The 12,880-nt window shown below is 60.2% G+C and carries 14 protein-coding genes; 7 read left to right on the top strand and 7 right to left on the bottom strand.

Features of this window, described 5'->3' with window-relative positions; all coding sequences use genetic code 11:
• The first annotated feature begins 208 nt into the window (after positions 1–208).
• The 5 genes from ACW5XC_RS00370 to ACW5XC_RS00350 all read left to right on the top strand — a co-directional run bounded on the left by ACW5XC_RS00370 (position 209) and on the right by ACW5XC_RS00350 (position 5,156).
• On the top strand, positions 209–1,252 hold the full coding sequence (locus ACW5XC_RS00370; RefSeq protein WP_005348017.1) for a GMP reductase: 1,044 nt from the start codon (positions 209–211) through the stop codon (positions 1,250–1,252).
• A 96-nt stretch (positions 1,253–1,348) separates the two neighbouring features.
• Complete coding sequence (gene earP / locus ACW5XC_RS00365) at positions 1,349–2,545, top strand: elongation factor P maturation arginine rhamnosyltransferase EarP (RefSeq protein ID WP_042054713.1); 1,197 nt, start codon at positions 1,349–1,351, stop codon at positions 2,543–2,545.
• Between the two features lie 45 nt (positions 2,546–2,590).
• The gene (gene efp, locus ACW5XC_RS00360; RefSeq protein ID WP_005362323.1) at positions 2,591–3,157 is read left to right on the top strand and encodes an elongation factor P; all 567 of its coding nucleotides are present in this window, start codon (positions 2,591–2,593) and stop codon (positions 3,155–3,157) included.
• A 134-nt stretch (positions 3,158–3,291) separates the two neighbouring features.
• The gene (locus ACW5XC_RS00355; protein ID WP_005335102.1) at positions 3,292–4,056 is read left to right on the top strand and encodes a DUF3530 family protein; all 765 of its coding nucleotides are present in this window, start codon (positions 3,292–3,294) and stop codon (positions 4,054–4,056) included.
• A 143-nt stretch (positions 4,057–4,199) separates the two neighbouring features.
• Positions 4,200–5,156, top strand: coding sequence for a D-2-hydroxyacid dehydrogenase (locus ACW5XC_RS00350; RefSeq protein WP_042054714.1), 957 nt, complete (start codon positions 4,200–4,202; stop codon positions 5,154–5,156).
• A gap of 80 nt (positions 5,157–5,236) precedes the next feature.
• On the opposite strand, the gene ACW5XC_RS00345 is transcribed toward ACW5XC_RS00350, so the two are convergent.
• Positions 5,237–5,719, bottom strand: a complete 483-nt coding sequence (locus tag ACW5XC_RS00345; protein WP_042054715.1) for a YMGG-like glycine zipper-containing protein — start codon at positions 5,717–5,719, stop codon at positions 5,237–5,239.
• A 487-nt stretch (positions 5,720–6,206) separates the two neighbouring features.
• Here ACW5XC_RS00345 and ACW5XC_RS00340 point away from each other — a divergent pair, with 487 nt between their 5' ends.
• A complete protein-coding gene (locus ACW5XC_RS00340) occupies positions 6,207–6,809 on the top strand; it encodes a nitroreductase family protein (RefSeq protein WP_042054716.1) in 603 nt (200 codons plus the stop codon).
• Positions 6,810–6,923: 114 nt separating this feature from the next.
• Here ACW5XC_RS00340 and ACW5XC_RS00335 read toward each other — a convergent pair whose 3' ends face one another.
• Together ACW5XC_RS00335 and ACW5XC_RS00330 are read right to left on the bottom strand one after the other, a co-directional pair.
• Entirely contained in the window at positions 6,924–7,571 is a 648-nt protein-coding gene (locus ACW5XC_RS00335) for an HAD-IA family hydrolase (RefSeq protein WP_042054718.1), read from the bottom strand.
• An 8-nt stretch (positions 7,572–7,579) separates the two neighbouring features.
• Entirely contained in the window at positions 7,580–7,825 is a 246-nt protein-coding gene (locus ACW5XC_RS00330; RefSeq protein WP_042054719.1) for a hypothetical protein, read from the bottom strand.
• 116 nt (positions 7,826–7,941) lie between these two features.
• On the opposite strand from ACW5XC_RS00330, the gene ACW5XC_RS00325 reads away from it, so the two are divergent.
• Positions 7,942–8,850 (top strand): LysR family transcriptional regulator, encoded by a 909-nt coding sequence (locus tag ACW5XC_RS00325; RefSeq protein WP_042054720.1) that lies wholly within the window; start codon positions 7,942–7,944, stop codon positions 8,848–8,850.
• A 92-nt stretch (positions 8,851–8,942) separates the two neighbouring features.
• Here ACW5XC_RS00325 and ACW5XC_RS00320 read toward each other — a convergent pair whose 3' ends face one another.
• The 4 genes from ACW5XC_RS00320 to ACW5XC_RS00305 all read right to left on the bottom strand — a co-directional run bounded on the left by ACW5XC_RS00320 (position 8,943) and on the right by ACW5XC_RS00305 (position 12,649).
• A complete protein-coding gene (locus ACW5XC_RS00320) occupies positions 8,943–9,881 on the bottom strand; it encodes a sensor domain-containing diguanylate cyclase (protein ID WP_042054721.1) in 939 nt (312 codons plus the stop codon).
• A 199-nt stretch (positions 9,882–10,080) separates the two neighbouring features.
• The gene (locus tag ACW5XC_RS00315) at positions 10,081–10,737 is read right to left on the bottom strand and encodes an excalibur calcium-binding domain-containing protein (protein ID WP_042054722.1); all 657 of its coding nucleotides are present in this window, start codon (positions 10,735–10,737) and stop codon (positions 10,081–10,083) included.
• 132 nt (positions 10,738–10,869) lie between these two features.
• Entirely contained in the window at positions 10,870–11,436 is a 567-nt protein-coding gene (locus ACW5XC_RS00310; protein ID WP_042054723.1) for a cysteine hydrolase family protein, read from the bottom strand.
• A 49-nt stretch (positions 11,437–11,485) separates the two neighbouring features.
• Complete coding sequence (locus tag ACW5XC_RS00305; RefSeq protein WP_042054724.1) at positions 11,486–12,649, bottom strand: FAD-dependent oxidoreductase; 1,164 nt, start codon at positions 12,647–12,649, stop codon at positions 11,486–11,488.
• Positions 12,650–12,880: the final 231 nt, after the last annotated feature.

Below are 12,880 nucleotides of genomic sequence, written 5' to 3'. Positions count from 1 at the left end.
AACGGTGCTGGATGAAGCTGGTGGTTAACCTCAGGTTGTGACGCCAAAGGCTACCACAAGGATTTACAAATTATCAGTCTTGTTCTGAAGGGATTTTTGCCTACACTGTTGTAAACCGGAGGGCCTGAAAACCACCGGTTTTTTTGCGCCTGCCGAAAATTTGCCACTGCAAAAGTGACTTTCAACAAGGCTCAATAAGGAATTTGTAATGCGTATCGAAGAAGACTTGAAGCTCGGTTTCAAGGATGTCCTGTTCCGCCCCAAGCGCTCTACTCTCAAGAGCCGTTCCCAAGTAAGCCTGACCCGTCAGTTCACCTTCAAACACACTCAGACCCAATGGCAAGGCGTACCCGTCATCGCCGCCAACATGGATACCGTCGGCAGCTTCGCCATGGCGCGCACGCTGGCCGGTTTCGAGATGATGACCGCGGTACACAAGCACTACAGCCTTGAGCAGTGGCAAGCTTTCGTCAACGAGACCGACCCGGCGCTGCTGGGCCATGTGATGGTCTCCACCGGCACCTCGGCTGAAGATTTCGCCAAGACCCGCCAAATCCTCGCCATGTCCGAAGCGCTGCGCTTCATCTGTGTCGATGTGGCCAACGGCTACTCCGAACACTTCGTTGAGTTCGTACGCAAGATTCGTGAAGCCTGCCCCAACCACGTCATTCTGGCGGGCAACGTGGTGACCGGCGAGATGGTCGAAGAGCTGATCCTCTCCGGCGCCGACATCGTCAAGGTCGGCATCGGCCCGGGCTCGGTCTGCACCACTCGCGTCAAGACCGGTGTCGGTTATCCGCAACTCTCCGCCATCATCGAGTGTGCCGATGCGGCCCACGGCCTCGGCGGCCAGATCGTCGGTGACGGCGGCTGTACCTGCCCGGGCGACGTCGCCAAAGCCTTCGGCGGCGGTGCCGACTTCGTGATGCTGGGCGGCATGCTGGCAGCCCACGAAGAGTGCGGTGGCGAGATCGTCGATGTAGACGGTGAGCCCTTCATGAAGTTCTACGGCATGAGCTCCTCCAGCGCCATGGACAAGCACGCCGGTGGCGTCGCCGAGTACCGTGCCTCCGAGGGTAAAACCGTACTGCTGCCCTACCGCGGCCCGGTCGAGAATGCCGTGCGCGACATTCTGGGCGGCGTGCGCTCCACCTGTACCTACGTGGGTGCCAGCCAGCTGAAAGAGCTCACCAAGCGCACCACCTTTATCCGGGTACGCGAGCAAGAGAACAACGTCTACGGCAAGGAGTAACCTGCCACAGACCGCCGTCACACGCTGACGGTTAGAAGCCAGTCAACCGGTGTGCTACCCTGCGCACCGGTTTTTTTGCATCTGGGATCCCGAGCCATGACAACTCCCCTGCCCCCGTTTGACTGGGACATCTTCTGCTGCGTCGTCGACAACTTCGGTGACATCGGCGTCACCTGGCGACTCGCCCGCCAGCTAAAACGGGAGGGGAATATTGCGGCACCTAGCAATGAGGTTCAGGTGCGGCTCTGGGTGGACGATCTGGCAAGTTTCGCCCGCATCTGCCCCAAGCTCGACCCGGCACAGGATGGCCAGTGGGTCGATGGCATCTATATCCAGCACTGGCATGAGACCCTGCCGAGCGTCATGACACCGGCCAAGGTGGTGATCGAGGCCTTTGCCTGCGAACTGCCCGCCCCCTTCATAGAGCTGATGGCGAGCCAACCCAAGCCCCCCTGCTGGATCAATCTGGAGTACCTCTCGGCGGAGAGCTGGGTCGAGGATTGCCACGGCCTCGCCTCGCCACAGCGAGTTGGCAACCAGAGCCTCAACAAATACTTCTTCTTCCCGGGCTTTACCGCTAAAACCGGCGGCCTGTTGTGCGAGAACGACCTCATCGCCGAACGGGAGCAGTGGCAGCAAGATGATGCGGGACTTACCGCCTACTGGGCCAGCCTCGGTTTACCGCCCAGACAAGAGAACGAGCTGCGGGTCAGCCTCTTTACCTACGAGAGCGATGCGCTGCAAAGCCTGGTCGAGAGCTGGTGCCAGAGCACCACGCCCGTCACCCTGCTGCTGCCGCTGGGACGTTCTCTCAACGATGTGCTGCGCGGCGCAAGCCTTGAAGATGCCATCACCACCGCCAAGGCGGGGGAGCTGCTCCACTCGGGCAACCTCACCATCAAGCTGCTGCCGATGACCGATCAGGCCGGTTACGATCGACTGCTGTGGAGCTGCGATCTCAATCTGGTGCGCGGGGAGGACTCCTTCGTGCGGGCCCAGTGGGCCGCCCGTCCTTTCCTCTGGCACATCTACCAACAGGAGGAGGAGGCCCATCTGATCAAGCTGGAGCAGTTCCTTGACCACTATCTTGCCGATCTGCCTGCCGATTGCGCCCAATGGCTGCGCCGCTTTAATCTGGCTCTCAACCGTGGCGAAGATTGCGGCGAACTTTGGGCCCAATGGCCCCGATATAGCGCCATTTGGCAGCAACATGGGCGAAGCTGGTCACAGAAGTTGCTCCGGGACGGGGATCTCGTCACGAGGTTGGTGAAATTTTTAGAAAGCCGTATATAATCTGGCAGTTTTTATCCGTCCGTTTCACGAACAGGAATTTTTTACATGAAAACCGCACAGGAAATCCGCGCTGGTAACGTAGTCATGATCGGCACCGAGCCGATGGTGGTTCAGAAGGCTGAATTCAACAAATCCGGCCGTAACTCCGCCGTGGTCAAAATGAAGCTGAAGGGCCTGCTGAACGGCAGCGCTACCGAGACCGTCTTCAAGGCCGACGACAAGCTGGACGTAGTTCAGCTGGAACGTAAAGAGTGCACCTACTCCTACTTCTCCGATCCCCTGTATGTCTTTATGGACACCGAGTACAACCAGTACGACGTAGAGAAAGACAACCTGGGTGACGTGCTGAACTACCTGGTAGACGGCATGGAAGACATCTGCGAAGTGACTTTCTACAACGAGAAAGCCATCTCCGTAGAACTGCCGACCACCATCGTGCGCGAAGTTGAGTACACCGAGCCGGCTGCCCGTGGCGACACCTCCGGTAAAGTGACCAAGCCTGCCCGTCTGAAAGGCACTACCTACGAGCTGGCTGTTGCCGCTTTCGTAGAGATCGGTGACAAGATCGAAATCGATACCCGCACCGGTGAATTCAAGCGTCGCGTCAACTAATTGACCGCTTTGAATTGATTACAAAAAAGCGAGCCAACGGCTCGCTTTTTTATTGCCTCCGGGTTGCCATCACACCGCCCGCCTTCAGAAAATCCCGCCGCCGCCGCTAACCCAGATAACCGGGGGAGCACACTATGGCCAGATTATCCTTATCACTGCTGTTATTGACCTTGCTGGCTGGCCATGGGGCAGAGGCGAGCGAGGTCGCGCCCCCCGTTGCCGAGCCAATGCCCCTCGACCACTGGCAAGCCAGCGACTGGAAAGGGCTACCCGATGCCACCCAGATCGACAAGCAGACGGTGCTGTTCGCCAAACACGACAGTGAAAACTATCTGGGGCTCGCCATTTTACTGCCCGACTGGCAGCGCAGCGGCCAGCTGTGGCAACTGACTCGCGCCCTCGGCCGACTGGGCTTTGATACCCTGCTGCTGCTGCCCTCCCCCCAGCAGACCGAACTGGACCCAGCCGCCGAGAAAAAAGCGAAAAACAGCGATGCATTTCGCAAGCAGTTTGCCGAGCGGATCAGCAAGCTGGCCGATGCCAAGCTGCAGGAGGGGGGCTTCAAGCTGATCCTGGCGCAAGGTACCGGCGCCGCCTGGACCACCAACCTCATCGCCAGCGAACAGTTGCCCGCCCCCGATGCGCTGGTGCTGCTCGATGGCTTCTTCCCCAATCAGCAGAGCAATCAGACCCTGGCCAAACAGGTGGCTCAGGCGGCCATCCCCACCTTGGACCTCTATCAGGAGGATGGCGGTCGCTGGCCCCTGCTGGCCGCCGAGGCCCGCAAAAGCGAGAGCCGGCGCAGCAACAAGCTCAACTATCGCCCCTACGCCCTGATGGAGCTGGAGGAGACCCCCACCCGCATTCAGGGCTGGCTCAACCATCTGGGCTGGCTCTAAACCGGCCGCTATCGTGGCGCAATAAAGCGCGCAAGCTCACATCTGCCGGATAAAGCCCAGCCATGACACAGCGGCAGGCTGGCCCTGACTGCATCCTCTTTGGCATCATGGCCTCTCGAACCTGAACAATGGCAGGAAGGCCCATGCAGCAGATTGTGTTTCTCGACAGCGATACCCTGGATGCGGGCATCACCCTGCATCACCCCGACTTCCCCCACCACTGGCAGAGCTATCCAAGTACTACCCCGGAACAGGTGGTGGAACGGCTCAAAGATGCCAGCATCGCCATCATCAACAAGGTACGGATCGGCGCCGCCGAACTGGCCCAGCTGCCTGAGCTCAAACTCATCGCCCTGGCCGCCACCGGCAGCGACAACGTGGATCTGGAAGCGTGCCGCGCCGCCAACGTCGGGGTGTGCAATATCCGCAACTACTCGGGCCCCTCGGTGCCGGAGCACGCCATGGCGCTGATGCTGGCCCTGTCGCGCAACCTCTTCTGCTGGCGCCAGTCGCTGCTGGAGGGGCGCTGGCAACAGAGCGGCCAGTTCTGCTTCTTCGACCACAACATCATGGATCTGCACGGCAAGCAGCTTGGCATCATCGGCAAAGGGACACTCGGTCAGGCGCTCGGCGAGCGAGCCAAAGGGATGGGGATGACAGTGCGTTACGCCCAGAGCCAGGTCGGCACCAGTCACGACGAGGATCGCCTACCCCTCGACGAGTTGCTGCAAAGTTCGGATGTGATCAGCCTGCACTGCCCGCTCACCCCCTACACCCGCAACCTCATTGGCAAGCGGGAGCTGGATCTGATGAAACCGGGCGCCCTGCTGATCAACGTCGGCCGCGGTGGGCTGGTGGATGAGGAGGCGCTGCTGCAAGCGCTGGCCAATGGCCGCCTCGGTGGTGCCGGTTTCGATGTGGCGAGCGTCGAACCCCCGCCCCCCGACCACCCCTTGATGAAGGCGCTGCAATACCCACACTTCATTCTGACCCCCCATGTGGCCTGGGCCAGCGAGGAGTCGATGCAGCGTCTCGCCGATCAACTGATCGACAACATCAACGCCTTTGCCGCCGGTCGCCGCCAGCACCGGCTGGTGTGACTGCACGATCGAGTCACCACACAATGCACAACGGGGCCAACAGGCCCCGTTTTGCATCTTCCGCACTCACTGCACGCACATCAATCGTCGTCGTGCCATCTGTGCTTTTTATGCTTTTTGTACTTCTTGTGGTGCTTGTGATGGTGATGATCGTCGTCATCATCGTAATAGCGATCCTGACTCTGGTGGCCATCGCCAGTCTTGGCACCGATGGCCGAGCCGCTCGCCCCGCCAACGCCAGCGCCGATCAGCTGGCCGGTATCACCACCGACACTCTTGCCGATGGCGGCACCACCCAGCGCCCCCACCGCGCCGCCAAGGGCCGCTTCATTCTTGTTGCCCTTGTTGGCCGTCGCAGCCCCACCGGCAGCACCGCCCAATGCAGCCCCCACCAGCGCACCGGTATCGCCACCCAGCTCCTTGCCGATCATGGTGCCCGCCACACCACCTGCGCCGCCACCCAAAATGGTATTGAGGGTCTCGGAGGCGTGCACGGTCGTGCTGCCAGCCAGCAAGGCGCCCAGCAGTGCCAGTGCGCGAAGAGCACGCGAATTCATCTCCATGGGTACTCCTGTCAAATCTGATTAATTTCCTCTGCACTATACAAACCGGCAGGCAGCAAACCAGTGGGTGACTAGCGGCAAGTAGATTTTCACTTGAAACCCTGCAATAGGCGTCACCGGCAAGCCAGAATTCAATCTCTTGAATAACCACAAGAAATTTTTTATTTCACAGATATGGCGTGTCCCTCGGCAGGGGCGGGAGGCTGTCGCAGCCCCACCCCAACTACTGGCGATCGGACAGCTCCTGTCACCTGCGCAGGGTTGGGTGGCGCAATCTCAGCTGGGCTGGCAGTTCAGCGCGCCTCAACCCCGTTCACTGGGGAGCAACAGGATCGCCTATGTGCGGGGTGTTAACCCTCAGTTGAAAGTGTCACCACTGCATGTAAACGCCCAGAAGATAATCGGGTGGTATAGTCTATAGCTTGAACAACAGGGGATGGCTGGCCACAAGGCTGGCGCCCGGTGACTATCAAGCAAAGGAGATGTTATGAGCAGTCCGTTTATCGAACAGATCAAAGTACGTCGTACCATCTATGCCCTGGGTGACCAGGTCTCCCATACACCGGAGCAGCTGACGGCCCTGATCCAGGATGCCATCAGACACAGCCCCTCCTCCTTCAACTCCCAGAGCTCCCGTGCTGTCATCCTGTTTGGCGCCCAGCACCACAAGCTGTGGGATATCGTCAAAGCCGAGCTGAAAAAGATTGTGCCGCCGGAAGCCTACGCCCAGAGTGAGGCCAAGGTAGATGGCAGCTTCCGCGCAGGCTTCGGTACCGTTCTGTTCTTCGAAGACACCGACGTCATCAAGGATCTGCAGCAAAAATTCGCCCTCTACGCAGACAACTTCCCCATCTGGTCGGAACATGCCACTGGCATCGCCCAGTTTGCGGTCTGGACGACGCTGGCACAGGAGAAAGTCGGCGCCTCCCTGCAGCACTACAACCCGCTGATCGACGAGGCGGTGCGCAAGGAGTGGAACCTGCCCGCCAGCTGGCTGCTGCGTGCCCAGATGCCCTTTGGCAGTATCAAGCAACCGGCCGGCGACAAAACCTTTATCGACGACGCTACCCGTTTCCGCGTTTTCAAATAACCGTTGAGAAAGCAAAACGCCCCCGCATCTCGGGGGCGTTTTTATTGCGGCATGCAGTGTTGATGGCGATGGTTCATACCGCAATCTGCGGTCGTAATACGCTCTATCCACCGCTCAGGTGAGCAGCGTCACCAACAGGGACGCCTCCCCCGGCTCCACCTTCACCTCGCGCCAGTCGCGGATCACCGCCACCACCGCCGGATTGAGCGGCGCATCGCCTCCTACCTGCACCACGGTGCAACCTGCACGCAGGGCACTCTCGATACCGGCTGGTGCATCCTCGAACACCAGACAACAATCGGGCGAGATGCCAAGCCGTTCAGCCCCCAGCAGATAGGGCTCGGGATCGGGCTTGCCATTGATCACAGCTTCGGCCCCCACCAGTACATGGGGCAGCGGCAAACCGGCACAACTCAGGCGGTGACGGGCAACCTGCTCACTGGCGGAGGTCACGATGGCCCAAAGCTCTGGCGGCAAGTGGCGCAGCAACTCGCCAGCCCCTGCGATGGCGTCGCCGCCGGTATGCTGCATCTCCAGCTCGTCGAGCCGCGCCGCTTCCCGCTCCACATCCAGCTGCGGGGCCAACGCCCGGATCACCTCACGTGAGCGCATACCGTGGCACATAGTCAGTACCGGCTCAGGGGCAAGCTGATGATGCTGACACCAGAGCCGCCACACCTTCTCCACATCGCCGGTCGAGCAGACCAGAGTGCCATCCATATCGAGCAGCAGGGCGGATACCGACAGGGTGATCGTGTTCATGCCAGCACTCATACAGGCACCCCAGCCAGCTCGGGCAGAGAGCCAGAGAGTGCATCGGTAAAGGCCTGCTGCTGGGCGGCACGCTCATAACAGGCGAGTGCCTGCTCGGTACTGCCTGCCCACACTTGCAAGGGGCCGACCACAAACCCCTGTTGCAACAGGCTGGCGAGCAGCTCCCCCGTCTCCGGGGCCGCCAATGGCTGGGCCAGCACCAGCTTGCCCTTGATCAAAAAAAGATAACGTTGAGTGGACATAATATGGCTCCTTGTTCCGGTTCAGAGGAGGGCGATTTCCCCCTTACCGAGCCATTAGAACAAGGCGATTAGATAATTTATAATCAATAAATCGCCACTTTAGATAACCAATTGGAATGAAATTCGACTTGAGGCAACTGCAGGCGTTTGTGACGCTGGCCGACACCGCCAACTACCGGGAAGCGGCCAGCCGCCTCTTTATCACCCAGCCGGCCCTCACCAAGCAGATCCAGGGGCTGGAGCAGACGCTGGGCTGCACCCTGTTCAAACGGGGCCGCCACGGTGCCGAGCTGACGGCGCTCGGCGCCCAGCTGCTCACTCAGGCGAGTGCGCTGGTCGAGCACGGTCGGGAGTTCGAAAGCCATGCGCTGGCGGTGGCGAGCGGCGTGGCCGGTCGACTCAAAATTGGCTTCGGTCTGTCGAGTTTCGCACTGGCCCCTGCGCTGGTGGCCCGCTTCAAACAGCAGGTCACGGACGTGATGGTCCATCTGCAGGATATGCCCTCAGCCATCCAGCAGGAGCAGCTGCTCTCCGGCCAGTTGCAGCTTGGCTTTATGCGCAGACCTCAGGTGCCGCAGTTACAGGAGCACAGACTGCTGATCGACCGGCTGGTGCTGGCGGTGCCGACACGAATGACCGAACCAGACCCGGCCGCATTCGACGTCCAGCAGGCACTGACCAGTCAACCCCTGTTGCAGATGGTGGGCCACCGCTGCCCCGGTCTCAGCCAGCAGATCGCCGGTTTTCTCGGCGCCAATCGGCTGACCGGCATGGTTCAGGAGGCCGAAGATATCCAGACGCTGGTGGCGCTGGTCGCGGCGGGCATCGGCAATGCCATCCTGCCGCGCAGCGTCAGCTTTATCGCAGGACCCGATGTCACCCTCTATCCTCTCTCTGGTCCCAGCTCCGAGTGGGAAGTCAGCATGGTATGGAATCCGGACTTTGCCGACCCCATCCGGGATCACTTCGTCAGGCAGGTGATCGCCAGCCATCCCCTGCCGGTGTCGGCCACGCCCGAGCGCTGAAATCAACGCTCGCTGTTAGCTAACATCGTGCCACGTCAAAACAGTGCGCCCCCATCAAGGGGGCGCATGCAGAACAAAAGCGGCAATGCGGTTCAACAGCTGGCGCAGTGGCTACGGTTTTTACCCGCCCCCTTGGCGCAATAAAGCGCCGCATCGGCCGCAGCCAGCAACGCCCCTTCCCCCTCCAGCAGTTGCTCTGCCGTGTAGGTAGCAATGCCAATGCTGGCGCTAAGCTGAATATTATTTGCCACCACGATGTCGAGATCGTTGATGGCCTGGCGGATCTCCTCTCCAATCCGCTGGGCCGTATTTTGGTCGGTATTGCCGAGGATCAGGGCAAATTCGTCACCACCAAAACGGCAGGGCAGATCCGCAGGACGCTGGCAGAAGGATTGCAGAAGATGGCCCACCAGCTGGAGGGAGCCATCCCCCATCTGATGACCAAGATGGTCATTGCACGCCTTGAAGTTATCCAGATCCAGCATGATGAGGGAGAGTGGGGTATGTTCACGCATGCTGCGCCGCCACTCGTTATGCAAAAAGCTGTTGAACAGCCGCCGATTGGCCAGTCCGGTCAAGGGATCATGTTGGGAGAGGCTGGCAACTTCCAGCTCCAGCAGCTTGCGCTCGGTGATATTGATATGGGCGATGGAAAAAAACTCGGCGTCAAGCCCGGGTACCGGCGCTACTCGCATCATAAACCAGCGCTGGGTGTCGGGGCTGTGGCAGGGGTATTCCAGATAGAACTTCTCCTGCTGATGACGGATAACCCGGAGGATCCCCTCCACGGCAGCCAATCCAGAGGGCTCGGATTCAGCGTCACAAGCCCCCATGTAATTGACCCCAATCCAGTTATATCCCTTGGGCATGCCGTTTTGCTCAGCAAACAGATCCCAGGCGAGATTGGTGTAATGGATCACGCCATCCCGATCTATCACCGATATCTGGTCTTCCAGCGAATCCAGCAGCGCAGCCAGATGATGGGCTCGCTCGGCGAAGTGACTCTGCCGCTTCTGTATATCATCCGCCATGGTGGCCATCCTGTGGCAAAAGTGGCATACCGCCATCTATTAACAATTAAGTCAGCAGATAGAGTAAAGCACCCCGTTCCCACTTAGCCAACTGAGACCAAATTTCACCATCGAACACCATCCGGCAAGGTTTCAGGCCAGTTTCCCTGTTCCGGATATCAAGAGCACATCATGAGCATATGTATCTGATAAGTGACATTTAATGACCACACCACTGATTTTCGCAGGGGATGCCATCGCCCTCTCCGTCCATTTTAGTGTTCGGGCAATGTTGCAAAAACCAGGTTGCCTCCTCGCAGGAAGTCATCTGGGAACAATGCTGCCGACCATCACACTGGCGAATAAAGGTCGTTGCCTGTGGCGTGCTGACCTCCTCCTGATTGAAAGAGGAGACCGGCAATGGCGCCATCGACTCGGCCGAGAAACGGGAATAGATGGAAAAGAGGCCGACGAGCACCAGCAGGGGGATCAGTTTGCCACTCCAGCTGCTCTTGCGACGTCGATAGGGGTTACTTCGCTCTCTGGTCGAGGTGGGTCGTGGCGGCTGACTTGCCGCCCGAAACGATGGCGCCGCCGATGATGCGGCCGACGGCACGGCATCCGCCAACGTGAGCGGGCGATCGGGGAAAAAGACCTGTAACGCCCTTGGCTTGCCATCCTGGCCACTGCCGATCAGATAGGTGACACGCTCCCCCGGCTCTGGCACTCGGCCATCTGATTGCAGCGCCGTAACATGCACAAACAGCCCTGCACTGCGTGATCCATTGGTTGCCTGCTCGGCGCCATCTTGCTCCGGCGTAATAAATCCAAAGCCGCGCGCCTCGTTCCAGCTCGCGATCCGTCCCTGATAACGCATCTGTCCATCCTTGTTGTTATCCATGTGAGCACTATCTTGCCTGACAATCATGTAGCCCAAAAGCACTGCGGCCCGACAGGAGGCCACAGAGTCAATCTCAACACGGTGATCGGGCGCAGCCTGCGTTAAGGATCAAGCCAGCTGGGACACCTTGATGATCTCGGCGATGCGACCCAGCATGCGCAGCGAGGTGTGATGCTCGGTGGCATCTGCGGCGGCGCAGGCATCCTCCAGAATGGTGATGGCGTAGTCGCGATCGTGACCATCCCGCGCCGCCGCCTGAATGGCCCAGCTGGTGCTCACCCCGCACAGATAGAGGTGGTCGATGTGGTTGGCCCGCAGCGCAGGCTCCAGCGCCGTGCCATAGAAGGAGCTCACTCTGGGCTTGGTCAGCACCAGATCGCCGGGCTGCACATCGAGGTCGGCGTGAAAGTCGGTGCCGCTGTCAGCCAAGGAGAGCGCCCCCAACTGGTGAGCGCGACCAAACATGGGAGACCCCTTGGGTTGCAGCTGATAGCCGCCGTCAAAACCCACCTTGATCAGCACCACCAGCCAGCCGTTGGCGCGGGCATGGGCCAGCGCCTGATTGGCATGCGCAACAGCATCCTGCTCCAGCACATGGGCTGCAGAGGCGGCAATGCGCCCGTCGGGATGGGCGATGTCGTTGATAAAATCGATCACCAGCAGTGCCTTGTTCATCACCTTTGCTCCTTCGCGCATTCTGCCCGTGTTATCTGGTTCCGACCTGTCAAACCAGCCCCAGTGCATAGCGCAGCGCCATCTCCTTCAATGGGCCTGCCTTGTCCGCCAGATTGAGGGCCAGATTGCGGGCCAGCTTGAGGGGGCCAATCTCGTTGCTGAACACCCCGTAGAAGAGATCCATCCCCGACTGCATCAGCAGGTTGTCAGGACGACGGCGCCGCTCGTAACGCTCGGCCAACGCCAGTTGATGCCAGTCGGCGCCAGCTCCTTGCAGCAGATCAGCCCAGCAGGCCACATCCTTGAAGCCGAGGTTGACCCCCTGCCCCGCCAGCGGGTTGATGGTGTGGGCAGCATCGCCAAGCAACACCACCCGACCGGCGTAATAGTCGTTGGCGTGGCGGCGCACCAGTGGGAAGCTCCCCTTGCCGGTGACGGTGAACCCGCCGAGCCGACTCGGGAAGTGGCGGCGCACTTCGGCGGCAAGCCCTTCGTTGCTCATTGCAGTGAGCGCCCGGATACGGGCCGGGTTGTCATACCACACCAGGGAGCCGTGCTGACCGGGCAGCGGCAGGAAGGCGCGCGGGCCACTCGGGGTGAACTGCTGCCAGGTGATATCTTCCTGCGCAAAGTCGGTGTCGATATTGATCAGCATGCAGTGCTGGCGGTACTCGAAGCGCGATACGCCGATACCCGCCAGCTTGCGGGTGTGGGATTCGGCGCCATCGCAGGCCAGCACCCAGCGGGCCGCCAGCTCGGTGTCATCGTCCAGAGTCAGCACAGCTTCATCTGCACTCTGGCGTAGGCTGGTCACCGCCGCCGGGGTGTGGGTCTGGATGGTGGGGAAATCCTCCATCCGTTTGAGCAGGGCGAGCTGCACCAGCCGGTTTTCGATGATGTAGCCGAGCTGGGGCAGACCGAGATCGGCGGCATTGAAGCGGGTGGCAAAACCGTCCAGCTCCCAGGTCTCCAGCCGGCGGTAGGGGCAGAGCCGCATCTGCTGCAGATGGTGCCAGGCACCGGCCTGCTCCAGCAGCGCCACCGAGGCCTGACTGATGGCGGAGACCCGCAGATCCAGCGGCTGCTCCGGCGCGTAATGCTCCGGCAGTTGGGTCTCGATGACCCGCACCGAGAGACCCTGAGCCGCCAGCAGACAGGCAGTGGCGGCGCCCACCATGCCGGCGCCGACGATGGCGATATCACACTGTTCCATACATTTATTCCTGAAAGGGTGCGTCCGGCGACAGCGCTCGGACGTGAACCGGATGGCAGCATGATAGCGCAAGGGCGGCTGATAAACAGTGAGACAAACGGGGAATTGCTGCGTCAAATCAAGGAGAAAGCTTATTGAGCTTGCTGGCAACAGGTATCGGGTGAGCACCATTGCCAGCTGGATATTAGCTAGGCAGTATCCAGATTGCGGAGTAAAATGCGCGGTCCTTTG

The organism is Aeromonas sp. 25-AL00135 (assembly GCF_054052385.1).
The sequence above is the reverse complement of the archived record's forward strand: the minus strand, read 5'-3'. Positions and strand labels throughout refer to the sequence as shown.

Coding starts and splice junctions, on each gene's coding strand:
- ACW5XC_RS00305 (WP_042054724.1), bottom strand. CDS start 12,649: ATGGAACAGTGTGATATCGCCATCGTCGGCGCCGGCATGGTGGGCGCC.
- earP (WP_042054713.1), top strand. CDS start 1,349: ATGACAACTCCCCTGCCCCCGTTTGACTGGGACATCTTCTGCTGCGTC.
- ACW5XC_RS00330 (WP_042054719.1), bottom strand. CDS start 7,825: ATGTCCACTCAACGTTATCTTTTTTTGATCAAGGGCAAGCTGGTGCTG.
- efp (WP_005362323.1), top strand. CDS start 2,591: ATGAAAACCGCACAGGAAATCCGCGCTGGTAACGTAGTCATGATCGGC.
- ACW5XC_RS00350 (WP_042054714.1), top strand. CDS start 4,200: ATGCAGCAGATTGTGTTTCTCGACAGCGATACCCTGGATGCGGGCATC.
- ACW5XC_RS00370 (WP_005348017.1), top strand. CDS start 209: ATGCGTATCGAAGAAGACTTGAAGCTCGGTTTCAAGGATGTCCTGTTC.
- ACW5XC_RS00345 (WP_042054715.1), bottom strand. CDS start 5,719: ATGGAGATGAATTCGCGTGCTCTTCGCGCACTGGCACTGCTGGGCGCC.
- ACW5XC_RS00335 (WP_042054718.1), bottom strand. CDS start 7,571: ATGAACACGATCACCCTGTCGGTATCCGCCCTGCTGCTCGATATGGAT.
- ACW5XC_RS00355 (WP_005335102.1), top strand. CDS start 3,292: ATGGCCAGATTATCCTTATCACTGCTGTTATTGACCTTGCTGGCTGGC.
- ACW5XC_RS00310 (WP_042054723.1), bottom strand. CDS start 11,436: ATGAACAAGGCACTGCTGGTGATCGATTTTATCAACGACATCGCCCAT.
- ACW5XC_RS00315 (WP_042054722.1), bottom strand. CDS start 10,737: ATGCGTTATCAGGGACGGATCGCGAGCTGGAACGAGGCGCGCGGCTTT.
- ACW5XC_RS00320 (WP_042054721.1), bottom strand. CDS start 9,881: ATGGCGGATGATATACAGAAGCGGCAGAGTCACTTCGCCGAGCGAGCC.
- ACW5XC_RS00325 (WP_042054720.1), top strand. CDS start 7,942: ATGAAATTCGACTTGAGGCAACTGCAGGCGTTTGTGACGCTGGCCGAC.
- ACW5XC_RS00340 (WP_042054716.1), top strand. CDS start 6,207: ATGAGCAGTCCGTTTATCGAACAGATCAAAGTACGTCGTACCATCTAT.